The organism is Citrobacter sp. GW821-FHT07H02, from assembly GCF_059418505.1.
On the sequence record NZ_JBWKPZ010000014.1, the window covers coordinates 19,480 to 38,713 of the forward strand.

The window sequence follows — 19,234 nt, forward strand, 5'->3', positions numbered from 1 at the left end:
GCGTCCCGGTAACGGATAAAAGCCCCGCAACGTGTTGCGGGGCTTTTTACATTCGACGACCGGTAAATATGCTCGCTGTACCGTTATCTTTCGGAAAGCGAGGTTTTGCAGGGAATACGGTATGAAGCAGCAGGCAGGCATTGGTATTCTTTTGGCGCTGACCACCGCAATATGCTGGGGTGCGTTGCCAATCGCGATGAAGCAAGTGCTGGAGGTGATGGAACCACCTACCGTCGTGTTCTACCGTTTTCTAATGGCAAGTCTCGGTCTTGGGACCATTCTTGCGGTTAGAAGAAAGCTCCCGCCGTTGCGTATTTTTCGTAAACCGCGTTGGCTGGTATTACTGGCCATTGCCACAGGCGGGCTGTTCGGGAATTTCATCCTGTTCAGCTCTTCTCTGCAGTATTTGAGTCCCACGGCCTCGCAGGTTATCGGTCAACTGTCACCGGTTGGCATGATGGTCGCCAGCGTATTTATCCTCAAGGAGAAAATGCGTGGCACGCAGGTTGTTGGCGCGATCATGCTTCTGAGCGGGCTGGTGATGTTCTTTAATACCAGTCTGTTCGAGATATTTACCAAACTGACGGATTACACCTGGGGTGTGATTTTTGGTGTCGGGGCGGCGACAGTCTGGGTGAGCTACGGCGTCGCGCAAAAGGTGTTATTGCGTCGTCTGGCCTCACAGCAGATTCTGTTTTTGCTGTACACTTTGTGTACAATTGCGTTATTGCCTTTGGCGAAGCCAGGGGTGATATCGCAGCTTAGCGACTGGCAGCTCGCGTGTTTAGTTTTCTGCGGGCTGAATACGCTGGTAGGATATGGCGCCCTGGCGGAAGCGATGGCGCGCTGGCAAGCAGCGCAGGTGAGCGCGTTAATCACGCTCACGCCGCTGTTTACGCTGTTATTTTCAGATCTATTATCTATGGCCTGGCCCGATTTCTTCGCCAGACCGATGTTAAACCTTTTAGGTTATCTCGGTGCGTTTGTCGTGGTTGCGGGCGCGATGTATTCCGCCATTGGTCATCGTATTTGGGGCGGATTACGTAAGCATGAAACGGTGGTTTCGCAACCCCGCTCAGGCGAATGATTTACGGAGAGTAAAATGAAGTTTGTTGATGAAGCATCGATTCTGGTCGTTGCAGGTGATGGCGGTAATGGTTGCGTCAGCTTCCGCCGCGAGAAATACATCCCGAAAGGCGGCCCGGATGGCGGTGATGGTGGTGATGGTGGTGACGTCTGGCTGGAAGCCGACGAAAACCTGAATACGCTGATCGATTACCGCTTTGAAAAATCGTTCCGTGCAGAACGTGGCCAGAATGGTGCCAGCCGTGACTGTACCGGTAAACGCGGCAAAGATGTCACCGTTAAAGTGCCTGTAGGTACGCGCGTTATCGATCAGGGTACCGGCGAAACAATGGGTGACATGACCAAACACGGTCAGCGCCTGATGGTTGCCAAAGGTGGCTGGCACGGCCTGGGGAACACCCGTTTCAAATCCTCGGTGAACCGTACTCCACGTCAGAAAACGATGGGTACACCGGGTGATAAACGCGATCTGATGCTGGAGCTGATGCTGCTGGCTGATGTTGGTATGTTGGGGATGCCTAACGCCGGTAAATCGACGTTTATCCGCGCTGTCTCTGCAGCGAAACCCAAAGTAGCGGATTATCCGTTTACCACGCTGGTGCCGAGCCTGGGCGTTGTGCGTATGGACAACGAAAAGAGCTTCGTAGTTGCTGACATTCCTGGTCTGATTGAAGGTGCTGCGGAAGGCGCCGGTCTGGGGATTCGCTTCCTGAAGCACCTGGAGCGCTGTCGCGTACTGCTGCACCTCATTGATATCGATCCGATTGACGGTTCTGATCCGGTTGAGAATGCCCGTATCATTATTGGCGAACTGGAAAAATACAGTCAGGATCTGGCCTCCAAACCGCGCTGGTTAGTGTTCAACAAAATTGATTTGATGGACAAAGCGGAAGCGGAAGAAAAAGCGAAAGCTATCGCCGAAGCGCTGGGTTGGGAAGATAAATACTATCTGATCTCCGCAGCCAGTCAGTTAGGTGTGAAAGATCTCTGCTGGGATGTGATGACCTTTATCATTGAGAATCCGATTGTTCAGGCTGAAGAAGCGAAACAGCCAGAGAAAGTCGAGTTCATGTGGGACGATTATCACCGTCAGCAGCTCGCGGAAGTCGAAGACGAAGCGGAAGATGACTGGGATGAAGATTGGGATGAAGACGACGAAGAAGGCGTCGAGTTCATCTACAAACGCTAATCTCCATAAAAAACCCCGGCCATGCCGGGGTTTTTTATGCCAGTCTTGTAGGCCGGATAAGCGCTATCCGGCAACACTCATCTAGTTATTCTGATAAATATCTTTATACAAACGACTTTCAAAACGGACCAGTGGAAGACGACGGTTGCGTTGGTCAGCTGGCTCTACGGCATACCCGGAAAGATACTGCACAAATGCCATCCTTTGTCCGCTGGCGGTAGTGATAAAGCCCGCCAGGTTATACACCCCCTGCAGTGAACCCGTTTTCGCCGATACCTTGCCATCTACGCCTGCCTGATGAAGCCCTGCACGGTATTGCAGAGAACCATCGTGGCCCGCCAGCGGCAGCATGGAGATAAAGTTCAGTTCATTGTCGTGCTGGGCAATGTATTGCAGCACCTGCATCATGGTGGCTGGGGCGATCAGGTTATGGCGGGAAAGGCCAGAGCCATCGGCAATAATGGTGTTGCCAATATTAACCCCTGCCTGTTGACGAAGGATCTGGCGAACTGCATCGGATCCTGCACGCCATGTCCCTGGGACGTTAAAGCGCGCGTGGCCAATCATACGGAACACCGTGTCGGCGATCATGTTGTCTGATTTTTTTAGCATAATCTTAAGCAGATCATGTAAAGGGGCTGACTGCTTACTGGCAATAACCGTTCCGGGCTCGTTGACCAATGTCTGGCGCAGCAGCGTACCGCTGTACGTGATCCCAGCCTGTTTTAGCTCATCTTTGATGATTGCTCCGGCATAACTGGCGCCATCCTGAATCGCGAAGGCCAGCGGAAGAGGATCGCTACGCTGAGGCAGGCAGCCGGTAAGCGTAAAGCGATTTAAATCACCGGGGACGACATCCAGTTCGCAATATTGCGCTTCGGCAGAGCCACGCGGTAGCGTGCGAACCTGGCTGAACATCGTCACCGGGTAATACGATGCCACGCGGATATACGCTAAATCATTCGCTTTTTCTGCGCTGTAAAGCGAAACCGAGAAGCAGTTCCTGTCGACAATGGCGGCAGCGGGTGGCGCGCTAAAACATTGCGTCATGTCGTTCCATGGCCAGCCGGGCGCTTTATCGTGGCTGGCAAAAATGGAGGTGTCGATGAGGACATTACCAGAAATTTGCGTCACGCCAGATTTCTTCAGGGTGGCGACCATATTGCGAATATCCTGACGTTTTAGCGTCGGATCGGCCCCAAATCGTGCAATCAGGTCACCGCTCAATACCCCGTTTTCCACCGAACCTTTTGTCTCCAGCGTGGTGGTAAAACGAAAGTCGGGGCCAAGCTGGATCAATGCCGCCAGCGCGGTGATCACCTTTTGCGTGCTGGCGGGAAGCGCCATCTGCTGGCTGTGATAATCAATGGCGGGCGCGGGGGCACCGACCTTCTGTACCATTAAGGCAAGATTGGCCCCGTCGGGAAGTTGATTGATGTATTCGTCAACATTCGCGGCCTGGACGCTGAACGCTATACTGGTGGTCAATCCGATGATAAATCTGGAAAATCGCATAATCTCGCGCTAACAACCTGGAAACAAGCCGTCATACTACGGCGCATTGCCCTGAAAAGTAAACGATGACCCATAGGGAACTCCAGGGTAAAATGACTATCAAATAGAGAATTGTAGCTGACCTGGGACCTTGCGCCCCGGGTCGGTATTTTTTTGCTTCTGGTCCTGGTGTGGCGTCATGCCAGGGCGGGCTTAGCAGCCGGGGCAGGGTTTATCGCCCCCCTACAGGAATGTTCAAGAGGTATAACAAATGCAAGCTATTCCGATGACCTTACGTGGTGCTGAAAAACTGCGCGAAGAGCTGGATTTTCTGAAATCTGTGCGCCGTCCTGAAATTATTGCCGCTATCGCCGATGCGCGTGAACACGGCGACCTGAAAGAGAATGCTGAGTATCACGCCGCGCGTGAGCAGCAGGGTTTTTGCGAAGGACGCATTAAAGATATCGAAGCAAAGCTGTCCAATGCGCAGGTCATCGACATCACTAAAATGCCAAACAATGGTCGCGTGATTTTTGGTTCCACCGTCACCGTTCTGAACCTCGATACTGACGAAGAGCAGACTTACCGCATCGTTGGCGATGATGAAGCGGATTTTAAACAGAACCTGATTTCCGTGAACTCACCTATCGCGCGTGGCCTGGTGGGCAAAGAGCAGGATGATGTTGTGGTGATCAAAACGCCAGGCGGCGAAGTGGAATATGAAGTGATTAAGGTAGAATACCTGTAAGAATTACCCAATACTCAGGTTGTTGATGTATTGTAAAGAAAGGAAAAAGGCCGCATAGCGGCCTTTTATCAACGAACAGAGCGTGGCATTTTGCTCTCCTGCTTGCAGAAAACCCCTCGTTTTACACAGACTTCGTGTTCAACTTTAGGATATTCTTAGCGTGGCAGCGAGATTTTACGTTCTTTAGTCGGGCGATACAGTACCAGCGTTTTACCGATGACCTGTACGTTACAGGCGCCGGTTTCGCGTACGATAGCTTCCACGATCAAGGTTTTGGTTTCGCGATCTTCCGAGGCGATTTTCACCTTGATAAGTTCATGGTGCTCTAACGCTTGTTCAATCTCGGCCAGTACCCCTTCGGTCAAACCATTATTGCCAAGCATAACTACAGGCTTGAGCGGATGTGCCAGACCTTTCAGGTGCTGTTTTTGTTTAGTACTCAGATTCATCGTATATTTTTGCTTAGGTTGGGATTGAAAACGGGTCATTCTACCGCCATCTCCCTTATATCACCAAATAGCCGTGTAGAAATTTACACCGTTAGTTACGATGAACTGCCCCGATGGGAAAGTGAAATGACAGGTAAAAAGCGTTCTGCCAGCTCCAGTCGCTGGCTACAGGAACACTTTAGCGATAAATATGTTCAGCAGGCACAGAAAAAAGGGTTACGTTCTCGTGCCTGGTTTAAACTTGATGAAATACAGCAAAGTGACAAGATTTTTAAACCGGGGATGACGATTGTCGATCTCGGTGCTGCACCCGGTGGTTGGTCTCAATATGCGGTTACGCAGATAGGGAACAGTGGTCGCATTATCGCTTGTGATCTTTTACCGATGGATCCAATCGTTGGTGTAGACTTCCTTCAGGGCGATTTTCGTGATGAATTAGTCCTGAAAGCGTTACTTGAACGTGTCGGTGACAGTAAAGTACAAGTTGTCATGTCTGATATGGCGCCAAATATGTGTGGTACACCGGCGGTCGATATTCCCCGGGCGATGTATCTGGTAGAACTGGCGCTTGGAATGGCTCGTGATGTATTAGCGCCAGGTGGTAGTTTTGTAGTGAAAGTGTTCCAGGGCGAAGGATTCGATGAGTATCTAAGAGAAATTCGCTCCCTGTTTGCGAAGGTGAAAGTTCGTAAGCCGGACTCTTCTCGTGCGCGTTCACGTGAAGTGTACATTGTAGCGACCGGGCGAAAACCATAACCGGTAGATTTCAAACGAAAGTTTGAAAGACACTGGATATAGAGTATCCTGACGCTGTTTTTAACACAGTTGTAATAAGAGGTTAATCCCTTGAGTGACATGGCGAAAAACCTAATACTCTGGCTGGTCATTGCCGTCGTGCTGATGTCAGTATTCCAGAGCTTTGGGCCCAGCGAGTCTAATGGCCGTAAGGTGGATTATTCTACCTTCCTGCAAGAGGTCAACCAGGACCAGGTTCGTGAAGCGCGTATCAACGGACGTGAGATCAACGTTACCAAGAAAGATAGTAACCGTTACACGACTTACATACCGGTTAACGATCCGAAGCTGCTTGATAACCTGCTGACTAAAAACGTTAAAGTTGTTGGCGAACCACCAGAAGAGCCAAGCCTGCTGGCTTCAATCTTCATTTCCTGGTTCCCGATGCTGTTGCTAATCGGCGTCTGGATCTTCTTCATGCGTCAGATGCAGGGCGGCGGTGGCAAAGGCGCCATGTCGTTCGGTAAGAGCAAAGCGCGCATGCTGACAGAAGATCAGATCAAAACCACGTTTGCTGACGTTGCTGGTTGCGACGAAGCGAAAGAAGAAGTGGCTGAGCTGGTTGAATATCTGCGTGAACCGAGTCGTTTCCAGAAACTGGGCGGTAAAATCCCGAAAGGCGTCCTGATGGTCGGTCCTCCGGGTACCGGTAAAACCCTGCTGGCGAAAGCCATCGCGGGTGAAGCGAAGGTTCCCTTCTTTACGATTTCCGGTTCTGATTTTGTTGAAATGTTCGTGGGTGTCGGTGCATCTCGTGTGCGTGACATGTTCGAACAGGCCAAGAAAGCAGCACCGTGCATCATCTTTATCGATGAAATCGATGCCGTAGGCCGCCAGCGTGGCGCGGGCCTGGGCGGCGGTCACGATGAACGTGAGCAGACCCTGAACCAGATGCTGGTTGAGATGGACGGCTTCGAAGGTAACGAAGGTATCATCGTTATTGCGGCAACTAACCGCCCGGACGTTCTGGACCCGGCGCTGCTGCGTCCTGGCCGTTTCGACCGTCAGGTTGTGGTTGGCCTGCCAGATGTTCGCGGTCGTGAGCAGATCCTGAAAGTTCACATGCGTCGCGTACCGCTGGCGCCGGATATCGATGCGGCAATCATTGCCCGCGGTACCCCAGGATTCTCCGGTGCAGACCTGGCGAACCTGGTGAACGAAGCGGCACTGTTCGCTGCTCGTGGCAACAAACGCGTTGTATCAATGGTTGAGTTCGAGAAAGCGAAAGACAAAATCATGATGGGTGCGGAACGTCGCTCCATGGTGATGACGGAAGCGCAGAAAGAGTCTACCGCGTACCACGAAGCAGGCCATGCGATTATCGGTCGCCTGGTACCGGAACACGATCCGGTACACAAAGTAACGATTATCCCGCGTGGCCGTGCGCTGGGTGTGACCTTCTTCCTGCCTGAGGGCGACGCGATCAGCGCCAGCCGTCTGAAACTGGAAAGCCAGATCTCTACGCTGTACGGCGGTCGTCTGGCGGAAGAGATCATCTACGGCGTAGAACACGTTTCTACCGGTGCGTCGAACGACATTAAAGTCGCGACTAACCTGGCACGCAACATGGTGACGCAGTGGGGCTTCTCTGAAAAACTGGGTCCATTGCTGTACGCGGAAGAAGAAGGCGAAGTGTTCCTGGGACGTTCTGTTGCGAAAGCAAAACATATGTCCGATGAAACCGCGCGCATTATCGATCAGGAAGTTAAATTGCTGATTGAACGTAACTATGACCGCGCGCGTCGTCTTTTGAACGATAACCTGGACATTCTGCACTCGATGAAAGATGCACTCATGAAATATGAGACCATTGATGCGCCGCAGATTGATGATCTGATGGCTCGTCGCGATGTGCGCCCGCCTGCGGGTTGGGATGAGTCCGGTACTTCTAACAACTCTGGCAACAATGGCACCCCGAGTGCGCCGCGTCCGACTGAAGAGCCGCGTACGCCGAACCCGGGCAACATGTCAGAGCAGTTAGGCGACAAATAAGTTCGCGTTGTTGATGACTGCGTTTTTATCGAAAACCCTGGGGCTTGCTCCGGGGTTTTTCTTATCTGCTTAACCCATTTCATACCAGGGATAACACCATGAAACTCTTTGCCCAGGGGACTTCGCTGGATCTCAGCCATCCTCACGTCATGGGGATTTTGAATGTCACGCCAGACTCTTTCTCAGATGGTGGAACGCACAACACGCTGATTGAGGCGGTGAAACATGCGAATCTGATGATTAATGCCGGAGCAACTATTATTGATATTGGCGGCGAATCAACGCGACCCGGCGCGGCCTATGTCAGTGTGGAAGAGGAACTGGAACGTGTGATCCCGGTCGTTGAAGCGATTGCTCAACGGTTTGAAGTCTGGATTTCAGTCGACACCTCTAAACCGGAAGTGATCCGTGAGTCTGCCCGCGTGGGGGCGCACATCATTAACGATATCCGTTCGCTGAGCGAACCTGGCGCGCTGGAAGCTGCGGCAGAAACTGGGCTACCGGTATCGCTAATGCATATGCAGGGCAACCCTAAAACGATGCAGGATGCGCCGAAGTACGATGACGTTTTTGCGGAGGTTAATCGCTACTTTGTCGAGCAGATCGCACGTTGCGAGCAGGCGGGCATCGCAAAAGATAAATTGTTGCTCGACCCGGGGTTCGGTTTCGGTAAAAATCTCTCTCATAATTATGCTTTACTGGCTCGCCTGTCAGAGTTTCATCATTTTGGACTACCGCTGTTTGTGGGGATGTCGCGAAAATCGATGATTGGTCAGCTGCTAAATGTGGGGCCGTCAGAGCGCCTTAGCGGCAGCCTGGCGTGTGCGGTAATTGCAGCCATGCAGGGCGCGCACATAGTTCGCGTCCACGATGTAAAAGAAACTGTTGAAGCGATGCGCGTGGTTGAGGCCACCCTGTCTGCGAAGGGAAATAAACGTTATGAGTAATCGCAAGTATTTTGGTACCGATGGGATCCGTGGTCGCGTAGGCGATGCGCCGATTACCCCTGATTTTGTACTTAAGCTGGGTTGGGCCGCAGGGAAGGTACTGGCGCGCCATGGCTCCCGTAAAATTATTATCGGTAAAGATACGCGTATTTCTGGCTACATGCTGGAGTCTGCGTTAGAGGCGGGCCTTGCGGCGGCAGGTTTATCCGCGTCCTTTACCGGGCCAATGCCTACCCCTGCGGTGGCTTATCTGACGCGCACTTTCCGTGCAGAAGCCGGGATTGTTATTTCTGCTTCACACAACCCATTCTACGACAACGGGATTAAATTCTTCTCCATCGACGGAACCAAGCTGCCAGATGCGGTTGAGGAAGCCATCGAAGCGGAGATGGAAAAAGAGATCACCTGTGTGGACTCTGCAGAGCTGGGAAAAGCCAGCCGTATCGTGGATGCTGCCGGGCGTTACATCGAATTCTGTAAAGGGACCTTCCCGAACGAATTGAGCCTCAATGAGCTCAAGATCGTGGTGGATTGCGCTAATGGCGCGACGTATCACATTGCTCCTAATGTGTTACGTGAGCTGGGCGCGAATGTCATCACGATCGGTTGCGAGCCAAATGGCGTCAATATCAACGAAGAAGTGGGTGCTACTGACGTGCGGGCGCTGCAGGCGCGTGTGCTCGCGGAAAAAGCGGATATTGGTATTGCACTGGATGGCGACGGCGATCGTGTGATCATGGTTGACCACGAAGGTAATAAAGTCGACGGCGATCAAATCATGTATATCATCGCCCGTGAAGGTTTGCGTCAGGGTCAGTTGCGCGGTGGCGCGGTGGGCACGCTGATGAGCAATATGGGACTGGAGCTGGCGTTAAAACAGCTTGGCATTCCGTTTGCCCGTGCCAAAGTGGGTGACCGCTATGTGCTGGAGAAAATGCAGGAAAAAGGCTGGCGTATCGGTGCGGAAAACTCCGGTCATGTGATCCTGCTGGACAAAACAACCACCGGTGACGGTATCGTGGCCGGTCTGCAGGTTCTCGCCGCAATGGTACGTAATCATATGAGTCTGCACGATTTATGCAGCGGTATGAAAATGTTCCCGCAAATTCTGGTGAATGTGCGCTACACCGCAGGTAGTGGCGATCCGCTGGAAAACGAAACGGTTAAGGCTGTTATGGCTGAAGTTGAAACCGCACTGGGCAACCGTGGTCGCGTGCTGCTGCGTAAGTCCGGTACTGAGCCGTTAATTCGTGTCATGGTTGAAGGCGAAGATGAAGCCCAGGTGACCGAATTCGCTCACCGTATCGCTGATGCGGTAAAAGCGGCTTAATGCGGGTATTAAGTGACTAAAAAGGCGGCAGTTGCTGCCCTTTTAGTTGCAGAAAACGACAGTTTTGCTGTTTTTTTCCGCAGTTGATACAATGCGCTTAAATTGCCCTTGCGAAGGTCATTCGCTTTGGTTAGTATTCACACCCGCTTCAGTGGGAAACAGTAAATGGTCCCGCTTTATTGGTTGAAGCATTGGTACGCGGCAACTCCGCAAGGAACAGGTTGATTATGTACGAAGCTCTTTTAGGTATTTTCCTTGTCGTAGCAATTGTATTGGTTGGTTTGATCATGCTGCAGCAGGGTAAAGGCGCTGATATGGGTGCTTCCTTTGGAGCAGGCGCTTCCGGTACGCTGTTTGGTTCAAGTGGTTCTGGTAACTTCATGACCCGAATGACAGCGCTGTTTGGAACCTTGTTCTTCGTTATCAGTCTGGTGCTGGGTAACATCAACAGCAACAAAACCAATAAAGGAAGTGAGTGGGAAAATCTGAGTGCTCCAGTGAAAACTGAGCAAACTCAGCCAGCTGCTCCGGCTAAGCCGACCAGCGATATCCCACACTAATAGTAGTATCCGTGCTGAGGTGGTGGAATTGGTAGACACGCTACCTTGAGGTGGTAGTGCCCTAACGGGCTTGTGGGTTCGAGTCCCATCCTCAGTACCAATATTCCGAAAAAAAGACGCTGAAAAGCGTCTTTTTTTTCGTCTGTAGCGTAGGGCATAGGCCTAATCTGTTGACTTGTAGGTCGGATAAGGCGCTTGTGCCGCCATCCGACATTTAGCAGAGAGTGCAATGACTGATGGCGCTATGTTTATCAGGCCTGTCTCCCCAGCTTCACACCATAAAAAAGCCGCTTTCGCGGCTTTAATCTTCTCTCGAGAAAGCGATTACTTCGCTTTATTTTCCAGGTTCTCAACCTGCGGCAGACCCGTCGTAGAAGAGGCGGAAAGTAAGCCGGACTGCGCATACCCGAACAGCTTCTCGCGGGTATCCGTGATGTCCAGATTACGCATGGTCAACTGACCAATACGATCGTCAGGAGAGAACACGGAGTCGCCTTTTTCCATCGTCAGACGTTCTGGCTTATAGGTCAGGTTGTCGGAGACGGTATTCAGGATCGTGTAGTCGTTACCGCGACGCAGTTCCAGAGTCACTTCGCCGGTAATCTGGCTTGCCACCCAACGTTGCAGACCGTCACGCAGCATCAGTGCCTGGGAGTCGAACCAGCGACCCTGATACAGCAGGCGACCTAACTGGCGGCCATGTGCATGATACTGTTCAATGGTGTCTTCGTTGTGAATACCGGTCAGCAGACGCTCGTAAGCGATGTGCAGCAGCGCCATTCCTGGAGCTTCATAGATGCCGCGGCTTTTTGCTTCGATAATACGGTTTTCAATTTGATCGCTCATACCCAGACCATGACGACCACCGATACGGTTGGCTTCCAGCATCATCTCAACGTCGTCGCTGAAGGTTTTGCCGTTCAGGGCAACCGGATGGCCCTGTTCAAAACGTACGGTCACTTCTTCTGCCGGGATCTTCACGTTTTCATCCCAGAACTTCACACCCATAATCGGGTTAACGATCTTGACGCTGGAGTTAAGGAATTCCAGGTCTTTCGCTTCGTGAGTTGCGCCCAGCATGTTGGAGTCGGTGGAGTAGGCTTTCTCAACGGACATTTTGTAGTCGAAACCGCAGGCAATCATAAACTCAGACATCTCGTGGCGACCGCCCAGTTCATCAATGAAATCGGTATCCAGCCACGGTTTGTAGATCTGCAGTTCGGCATTGGTCAGCAAACCATAACGATAGAAACGCTCAATGTCGTTGCCTTTATAGGTGCTGCCGTCGCCCCAAATGTTGACGCCATCTTCTTTCATGGCGGCAACCAGCATGGTGCCGGTCACGGCGCGACCTAATGGCGTCGTGTTGAAATAGGTGAGCCCGCCGGTGGTGTTATGGAATGCACCGCACTGGATGGCAGCAATCCCTTCCGCAACTAATTGTTTACGGCAATCAACCAGGCGAGCGTTCTCTGCGCCATACTCCATTGCACGGCGAGGAATGGCGTCGTAGTCATCCTCATCCGGTTGACCCAAATTTGCAGTATATGCATATGGGACAGCCCCTTTTTGTCGCATCCACAGCAGCGCAGCACTGGTGTCCAGACCACCGGAAAAAGCGATACCAATACGTTGACCTGCCGGGAGATGCTTGAGAATCGTCGTCATAAAATAAAATCCTGCTTGATTGACTGATGAAGAGATCGGTTTTCTGTTCTCAGTGAATTTTTATGCAAAATAAATGAGTTTTCATTTAATCATCTTTTACGGGTGACAGGAAGAGCTTCGTGATAATTTCGTTAATAAATGCCTCAGATTGTATCTCTGCGTTGATCTGGCTTCGACACTACGGGGAGAACACGGCTATTCATTAATGTGCATATTATTAACCTGGTTGACATAATGCGCTCTGGATCACTATAATGTGCGCAGATTTTACGTCCCGTCCTCGGTACCAAATCCCAGCAGTATTTGCATTTTTTACCCAAAGCGAGTAAAATTTGCCACGTTTCAGGCGCGGGGTGGAGCAGCCTGGTAGCTCGTCGGGCTCATAACCCGAAGGTCGTCGGTTCAAATCCGGCCCCCGCAACCACTTTCCCTTAGAGTTCTTTTTCAAATATACTGTGAAGACTATGGCCTTCGTAGCTGGATTTGAAAAAAATTCTTTCGGAAGGTTCTCCAGACCGCAGTTGCGGTTATAGGGTTCAGTTATCTAAAGCCCCGATTTATCGGGGTTTTTTGTTATCTGACTACAGAATAACTGGGCTTTAGGCCCTTTTTTTATGTCTTGGGGGTGGGCTTGTCCACATTAGAGCAAAAATTAACAGAGATGATTACAGCGCCAGTTGAAGCCTTAGGTTACGAGCTGGTCGGCATCGAATTTATTCGCGGTCGCACATCCACACTGCGCATCTATATTGATAGTGAAGATGGCATCAATGTTGATGATTGTGCTGATGTGAGCCACCAGGTCAGTGCGGTAATGGACGTCGAAGATCCGATTACCGTGGCCTACAACCTGGAAGTTTCTTCTCCGGGCCTCGACCGTCCAATGTTCACTGCCGAACACTACGTACGTTTCCTGGGTGAAGAAGTTGCACTGGTGCTTCGTATGGCGGTACAAAACCGTCGTAAATGGCAGGGCGTTATCAAAGCGGTGGACGGTGAAATGATCACTGTCACAGTCGAAGGTAAAGATGAAGTGTTCGCGCTGAGTAATATCCAGAAGGCGAACCTGGTTCCCCACTTTTAACAGTCTGGATTGAGGTGAAAAGCCCGCGATGAACAAAGAAATTTTGGCCGTTGTTGAAGCCGTCTCCAACGAAAAAGCGCTGCCACGCGAGAAAATTTTTGAAGCGCTGGAAAGTGCGCTGGCTACAGCTACAAAGAAAAAATATGAGCAAGAGATTGACGTTCGCGTAGAGATCGATCGTAAAAGCGGTGATTTCGATACCTTCCGCCGTTGGGTTATTGTGGAAGAAGTCACTCAGCCGACGAAAGAAATTACGCTGGAAGCGGCACGTTATGAAGACGAAAGTCTGAACGTGGGCGAATACGTTGAAGATCAAATTGAATCTGTCACTTTTGACCGTATCACTACCCAGACGGCTAAACAGGTTATCGTACAGAAAGTTCGTGAAGCTGAACGTGCGATGGTTGTTGATCAATTCCGTGAACACGAAGGTGAGATCGTCACCGGTGTCGTGAAGAAAGTAAATCGTGACAACATTTCTCTGGATCTGGGCAGCAATGCTGAAGCCGTGATCCAGCGTGAAGACATGCTGCCGCGTGAAAACTTCCGTCCGGGTGACCGTATTCGTGGCGTTTTGTACTCCGTGCGCCCTGAAGCGCGCGGTGCGCAACTGTTTGTGACGCGTTCCAAACCGGAAATGCTGATTGAACTGTTCCGCATTGAAGTGCCAGAAATTGGCGAAGAAGTGATTGAAATTAAAGCGGCTGCTCGCGATCCGGGTTCTCGTGCGAAAATCGCCGTGAAAACCAACGATAAGCGTATCGATCCGGTTGGCGCTTGTGTGGGTATGCGCGGTGCGCGTGTTCAGGCGGTTTCTACCGAACTGGGCGGTGAGCGTATCGATATCGTCCTGTGGGATGATAATCCGGCACAGTTCGTGATCAACGCAATGGCGCCAGCAGACGTCGCTTCTATCGTGGTGGATGAAGATAAACACACTATGGATATCGCGGTTGAAGCCGGTAATTTGGCACAGGCGATTGGACGTAACGGTCAGAACGTCCGCCTGGCTTCACAACTGAGCGGTTGGGAGCTCAACGTGATGACCGTTGATGACCTGCAGGCTAAGCATCAGGCTGAAGCGCATGCAGCCATTGATACCTTCACCAAATATCTCGATATCGATGAAGATTTCGCGACTGTTCTGGTGGAAGAAGGTTTTGCTACGCTGGAAGAATTGGCTTATGTGCCAATGAAAGAACTGCTGGCAATTGACGGCCTCGATGAGCAGACCGTTGAAACGCTGCGCGAGCGTGCTAAAAACGCACTGACCACTCTGGCACTGGCCCAGGAAGAAAGCCTCGGTGATAACAAACCGGCTGACGATCTGCTGAATCTGGAAGGATTAGATCGCGAAATGGCGTTCAAACTGGCTGCCCGTGGTGTTTGTACGCTGGAAGATCTCGCTGAACAGGGCATTGATGATCTGGCTGATATCGAAGGGTTGACCGACGAAAAAGCCGGTGAGCTGATTATGGCTGCCCGTAATATTTGCTGGTTCGGCGACGAAGCGTAATAAACTGTAGCAGGAAGGAACAGTATGACAGATGTAACCGTAAAAACGCTGGCTGCAGAGATACAGACCTCCGTGGATCGCCTGGTACAGCAATTTGCTGATGCAGGTATCCCGAAGTCTGCTGATGACTCTGTGTCCGCACAAGAGAAACAGACCTTACTGGCGCATCTGAACCGTGAAAACGGTTCTACCCCAGATAAGTTGACATTGCAGCGCAAAACGCGCAGTACTCTCAATATTCCAGGTACCGGTGGAAAAAGCAAATCGGTACAAATCGAAGTCCGCAAGACACGCACCTTTGTAAAACGCGATCCGCAAGAGGCTGAACGCCTTGCCGCGGAAGAGCAGGCGCAGCGTGAAGCGGAAGAGCAAGCCCGTCGTGAAGCTGAAGAAACAGCCAAACGCGAGGCGCAACAAAAAGCTGAACGTGAGGCCGCAGAACAAGCTAAACGTGAAGCCGCTGAAAAAGCGAAACGTGAAGCTGCGGAAAAAGACAAAGTGAGCAATCAACAGACCGACGATATGACCAAAACCGCCCAGGCAGAAAAAGCCCGCCGTGAAAATGAAGCCGCTGAACTGAAGCGCAAAGCGGAAGAAGAAGCACGCCGTAAGCTTGAAGAAGAAGCTCGCCGAGTGGCTGAAGAAGCTCGCCGTATGGCTGAAGAAAATGCCGGTGTTTGGGCTGAACAAGAGAAAGTGGAAGAAGATAAGAGTGATTATCACGTCACCACTTCTCAGCACGCTCGCCAGGCTGAAGACGAAAACGATCGTGAAGTCGAAGGCGGTCGCGGCCGTACTCGCACCACGAAAGCGGCACGTCCGGCTAAAAAAGGCAACAAACACGCTGAATCGAAAGCAGACCGTGAAGAAGCGCGTGCAGCGGTTCGTGGCGGTAAAGGCGGCAAGCAGCGTAAAGGTTCTTCTCTGCAGCAGGGCTTCCAGAAGCCAGCTCAGGCGGTTAACCGTGACGTTGTGATTGGCGAAACCATCACCGTTGGCGACTTAGCTAACAAGATGGCGGTTAAAGGCTCTCAGGTTATCAAAGCGATGATGAAACTGGGCGCAATGGCCACCATTAACCAGGTCATCGATCAGGAAACCGCACAGCTGGTTGCCGAAGAGATGGGCCACAAAGTTATCCTGCGTCGTGAAAACGAGCTGGAAGAAGCGGTAATGAGCGACCGTGACACTGGCGCAGCGGCTGAACCGCGTGCACCAGTTGTGACCATCATGGGTCACGTTGACCACGGTAAAACCTCTCTGCTGGACTACATTCGTTCAACGAAAGTGGCTTCTGGCGAAGCGGGCGGCATTACCCAGCACATCGGTGCGTACCACGTTGAAACCGACAACGGTATGATCACCTTCCTGGATACCCCGGGCCACGCCGCGTTCACCTCCATGCGTGCTCGTGGTGCGCAGGCAACGGATATCGTTGTTCTGGTTGTTGCAGCAGATGACGGCGTGATGCCGCAGACTATCGAAGCTATCCAGCATGCGAAAGCAGCGCAGGTACCGATGGTTGTTGCAGTGAACAAAATCGATAAGCCAGAAGCCGATATGGATCGTGTTAAGAACGAACTGTCTCAGTACGGTGTTATGCCGGAAGAGTGGGGCGGCGAATCCCAGTTCATCCCAGTTTCTGCGAAAGCGGGTACCGGTATTGATGACCTGCTGAACGCTATCCTGCTGCAGGCTGAAGTTCTGGAGCTGAAAGCGATTCGTAAAGGTATGGCGAGCGGTGCGGTAATTGAATCCTTCCTGGACAAAGGTCGTGGCCCAGTGGCTACCGTCCTGGTGCGTGAAGGTACCCTGAACAAGGGTGATATCGTGCTGTGTGGCTTCGAATATGGCCGTGTTCGTGCAATGCGTAACGAACTGGGTCAGGAAGTGCTGGAAGCGGGTCCGTCTATTCCGGTCGAAATCCTGGGTCTGTCCGGTGTTCCGGCTGCGGGTGACGAAGTTACCGTGGTTCGTGACGAGAAGAAAGCCCGTGAAGTTGCACTGTACCGTCAGGGCAAATTCCGTGAAGTTAAACTGGCTCGTCAGCAGAAATCCAAACTCGAGAACATGTTCGCTAACATGACCGAAGGCGAAGTTCACGAAGTGAACGTCGTTCTGAAAGCTGACGTTCAGGGTTCTGTGGAAGCGATCTCCGACTCCTTGCTGAAACTGTCTACTGACGAAGTTAAAGTGAAGATCATCGGTTCTGGCGTAGGTGGTATCACCGAAACCGACGCAACCCTGGCTGCGGCATCCAACGCGATTCTGGTCGGCTTCAACGTTCGTGCTGATGCCTCTGCACGTAAAGTTATTGAATCCGAAAGCCTGGATCTGCGCTACTACTCCGTCATCTATAACCTGATCGACGAAGTGAAAGCGGCGATGAGCGGCATGCTGTCTCCGGAACTGAAACAGCAGATCATCGGTCTGGCTGAAGTTCGTGATGTGTTTAAATCACCGAAATTTGGTGCGATCGCGGGCTGTATGGTTACCGAAGGTACGATTAAACGTCACAACCCAATCCGCGTACTGCGTGACAACGTGGTTATCTATGAAGGTGAGCTGGAATCCCTGCGCCGCTTCAAAGATGACGTTAACGAAGTCCGTAACGGCATGGAATGTGGTATCGGTGTTAAGAACTACAACGACGTTCGCGTTGGCGATATGATCGAAGTGTTCGAGATCATCGAGATCCAACGTACGATTGCTTAAGGTTTTCTGGGTTGTAGGCCGGATAGGGCATTTACGCCACATCCGGTAATGTGATGCCTGATGGCGCTACGCTTATCAGGCCTACGGTGAACAGCCCGAACCACCTGGAACTCATTTTAAAAAGGGGCTTTTGGCCCCTTTTTTGTCTTTTTTCTGGAGAATTTGTTATGGCGAAAGAATTTGGTCGCCCACAGCGCGTCGCTCAGGAGATGCAAAAAGAGATTGCTATCATCCTGCAGCGCGAAATTAAAGATCCTCGTCTGGGCATGATGACCACGGTTTCCGGTGTTGAAATGTCGCGTGATCTGGCCTATGCCAAAGTGTTTGTCACCTTCCTGAACGACAAAGATGAAGCCGCAGTAAACGCGGGCATCAAAGCGTTGCAGGAAGCTTCTGGCTTTATCCGCAGCCTGTTGGGGAAAGCGATGCGTTTACGTATCGTGCCGGAACTGACTTTCTTCTACGATAACTCGTTGGTAGAAGGGATGCGTATGTCAAACCTGGTGACTAACGTGGTGAAGCATGACGAAGAACGTCGTGTGAACCCGGACGACAGCAAGGAGGACTAATGAGTCGTCCTCGTCGTCGTGGTCGCGACATTCACGGTGTTCTGTTGCTGGACAAACCGCAGGGCATGTCCAGCAATGACGTGCTGCAAAAAGTAAAACGTCTTTACAACGCCAATCGCGCCGGTCATACCGGAGCATTGGATCCGCTGGCGACGGGTATGCTGCCGATTTGTCTCGGTGAAGCGACGAAGTTTTCCCAGTATCTGCTTGATTCGGATAAGCGTTATCGCGTTATTGCCCGGCTGGGACAGCGGACCGACACCTCGGATGCAGACGGTCAAATCGTACAGGAACGTCCCGTGACGTTTACCCCGGAACAACTGGCGACTGCGCTGGAAACGTTCAGAGGTGATATCGAGCAGATACCGTCGATGTATTCGGCGCTGAAATACCAGGGTAAAAAGCTGTACGAATATGCGCGCCAGGGTATTGAGGTTCCACGGGAAGCCAGACCGATTACCGTCTATGAACTGCTCTTTATTCGTCACGAAGGTAACGAACTGGAACTGGAAGTTCACTGTTCTAAAGGCACCTATATTCGGACCATTATTGATGATCTGGGTGAGAAGCTGGGATGCGGCGCGCACGTGACTTTCCTGCGCCGTCTGGCTGTCAGTAAATACCCGGTTGATCGGATGGTCACCCTGGAGCATTTACGCGATCTTATCGAGCAGGCCGAGCAGCAGGGGATCCCTGCAGCCCAGTTGCTTGATCCGCTGCTGATGCCCATGGACAGTCCGGCTTCGGACTACCCCATCGTTAATCTTCCTTTAACCTCGTCGGTTTACTTTAAAAATGGTAATCCGGTTCGTACGACAGGCGCGCCGCTGGAAGGGTTGGTTCGCGTGACGGAAGGCGATGACGGTAAGTTTATTGGGATGGGCGAAATGGATGATGAAGGCCGTGTAGCGCCTCGTCGTCTGGTCGTGGAGTATCCGGCGTAACTCTGCTCAGTCTTGCGATAACAGGGCGCTGCGAGTAGAATACTGCCGCTTAACACCGCGTAAATTTTTTAACAGTTCATGCGGTGTTTACCTGGGGTTGCTGAATTAGAGATTGGCACCCTTTCATTTTTTATTATTTTTGGAGTTC

The 19,234-nt window shown here is 51.6% G+C and carries 16 protein-coding genes and 2 tRNA genes; 15 read left to right on the plus strand and 3 right to left on the minus strand.

The window, feature by feature from the left end; genetic code table 11:
- The first annotated feature begins 121 nt into the window (after positions 1-121).
- On the plus strand, positions 122-1,087 hold the full coding sequence (locus AC07NP_RS14510; protein WP_192613621.1) for a DMT family transporter: 966 nt from the start codon (positions 122-124) through the stop codon (positions 1,085-1,087).
- A gap of 15 nt (positions 1,088-1,102) precedes the next feature.
- Entirely contained in the window at positions 1,103-2,275 is a 1,173-nt protein-coding gene (gene cgtA, locus AC07NP_RS14515) for an Obg family GTPase CgtA (protein ID WP_203359844.1), read from the plus strand.
- Positions 2,276-2,356: 81 nt separating this feature from the next.
- Here cgtA and dacB read toward each other — a convergent pair whose 3' ends face one another.
- On the minus strand, positions 2,357-3,790 hold the full coding sequence (gene dacB / locus AC07NP_RS14520; protein WP_494660889.1) for a serine-type D-Ala-D-Ala carboxypeptidase: 1,434 nt from the start codon (positions 3,788-3,790) through the stop codon (positions 2,357-2,359).
- Positions 3,791-4,040: 250 nt separating this feature from the next.
- Here dacB and greA point away from each other — a divergent pair, with 250 nt between their 5' ends.
- Positions 4,041-4,517 carry a transcription elongation factor GreA gene (gene greA / locus AC07NP_RS14525; RefSeq protein WP_192613618.1) on the plus strand — a complete coding sequence of 159 codons (477 nt, stop codon included), beginning with the start codon at positions 4,041-4,043 and terminating at the stop codon, positions 4,515-4,517.
- Between the two features lie 155 nt (positions 4,518-4,672).
- Here the strand turns inward: greA and yhbY are convergent, their stop codons facing one another.
- Positions 4,673-4,966 (minus strand): ribosome assembly RNA-binding protein YhbY, encoded by a 294-nt coding sequence (gene yhbY, locus AC07NP_RS14530; RefSeq protein ID WP_004139797.1) that lies wholly within the window; start codon positions 4,964-4,966, stop codon positions 4,673-4,675.
- 126 nt (positions 4,967-5,092) lie between these two features.
- On the opposite strand from yhbY, the gene rlmE reads away from it, so the two are divergent.
- From rlmE to AC07NP_RS14560, 6 genes are all read left to right on the plus strand, one after another.
- A complete protein-coding gene (rlmE, locus tag AC07NP_RS14535) occupies positions 5,093-5,722 on the plus strand; it encodes a 23S rRNA (uridine(2552)-2'-O)-methyltransferase RlmE (protein WP_192613617.1) in 630 nt (209 codons plus the stop codon).
- Positions 5,723-5,821: 99 nt separating this feature from the next.
- Entirely contained in the window at positions 5,822-7,753 is a 1,932-nt protein-coding gene (gene ftsH, locus AC07NP_RS14540; RefSeq protein ID WP_203359846.1) for an ATP-dependent zinc metalloprotease FtsH, read from the plus strand.
- 98 nt (positions 7,754-7,851) lie between these two features.
- A complete protein-coding gene (folP, locus tag AC07NP_RS14545) occupies positions 7,852-8,700 on the plus strand; it encodes a dihydropteroate synthase (RefSeq protein WP_494660890.1) in 849 nt (282 codons plus the stop codon).
- Positions 8,693-10,030 (plus strand): phosphoglucosamine mutase, encoded by a 1,338-nt coding sequence (glmM, locus tag AC07NP_RS14550; protein ID WP_494660891.1) that lies wholly within the window; start codon positions 8,693-8,695, stop codon positions 10,028-10,030. The genes folP and glmM overlap by 8 nt, the downstream gene beginning before the upstream one ends.
- Positions 10,031-10,257: 227 nt before the next feature.
- Positions 10,258-10,590 carry a preprotein translocase subunit SecG gene (secG, locus tag AC07NP_RS14555; RefSeq protein ID WP_494660892.1) on the plus strand — a complete coding sequence of 111 codons (333 nt, stop codon included), beginning with the start codon at positions 10,258-10,260 and terminating at the stop codon, positions 10,588-10,590.
- A gap of 13 nt (positions 10,591-10,603) precedes the next feature.
- Positions 10,604-10,690 (plus strand) — tRNA-Leu (locus AC07NP_RS14560).
- Positions 10,691-10,914: 224 nt separating this feature from the next.
- Here the strand turns inward: AC07NP_RS14560 and argG are convergent.
- Positions 10,915-12,258 (minus strand): argininosuccinate synthase, encoded by a 1,344-nt coding sequence (gene argG / locus AC07NP_RS14565; RefSeq protein ID WP_494660893.1) that lies wholly within the window; start codon positions 12,256-12,258, stop codon positions 10,915-10,917.
- A 347-nt stretch (positions 12,259-12,605) separates the two neighbouring features.
- Between argG and AC07NP_RS14570 the strand changes: the two genes are divergently transcribed.
- The 6 genes from AC07NP_RS14570 to truB all read left to right on the plus strand — a co-directional run bounded on the left by AC07NP_RS14570 (position 12,606) and on the right by truB (position 19,086).
- A tRNA-Met gene (locus tag AC07NP_RS14570) sits at positions 12,606-12,682 on the plus strand.
- A gap of 207 nt (positions 12,683-12,889) precedes the next feature.
- Positions 12,890-13,342, plus strand: coding sequence for a ribosome maturation factor RimP (gene rimP / locus AC07NP_RS14575; RefSeq protein WP_203359850.1), 453 nt, complete (start codon positions 12,890-12,892; stop codon positions 13,340-13,342).
- A 28-nt stretch (positions 13,343-13,370) separates the two neighbouring features.
- Positions 13,371-14,858 (plus strand): transcription termination factor NusA, encoded by a 1,488-nt coding sequence (gene nusA, locus AC07NP_RS14580; RefSeq protein WP_192613612.1) that lies wholly within the window; start codon positions 13,371-13,373, stop codon positions 14,856-14,858.
- Positions 14,859-14,882: 24 nt separating this feature from the next.
- Positions 14,883-17,573, plus strand: coding sequence for a translation initiation factor IF-2 (gene infB, locus AC07NP_RS14585; RefSeq protein ID WP_494660894.1), 2,691 nt, complete (start codon positions 14,883-14,885; stop codon positions 17,571-17,573).
- Positions 17,574-17,740: 167 nt separating this feature from the next.
- Positions 17,741-18,142 carry a 30S ribosome-binding factor RbfA gene (gene rbfA / locus AC07NP_RS14590; protein WP_203359852.1) on the plus strand — a complete coding sequence of 134 codons (402 nt, stop codon included), beginning with the start codon at positions 17,741-17,743 and terminating at the stop codon, positions 18,140-18,142.
- Positions 18,142-19,086 (plus strand): tRNA pseudouridine(55) synthase TruB, encoded by a 945-nt coding sequence (gene truB, locus AC07NP_RS14595; RefSeq protein WP_494660895.1) that lies wholly within the window; start codon positions 18,142-18,144, stop codon positions 19,084-19,086. The genes rbfA and truB overlap by 1 nt, the downstream gene beginning before the upstream one ends.
- Positions 19,087-19,234: the final 148 nt, after the last annotated feature.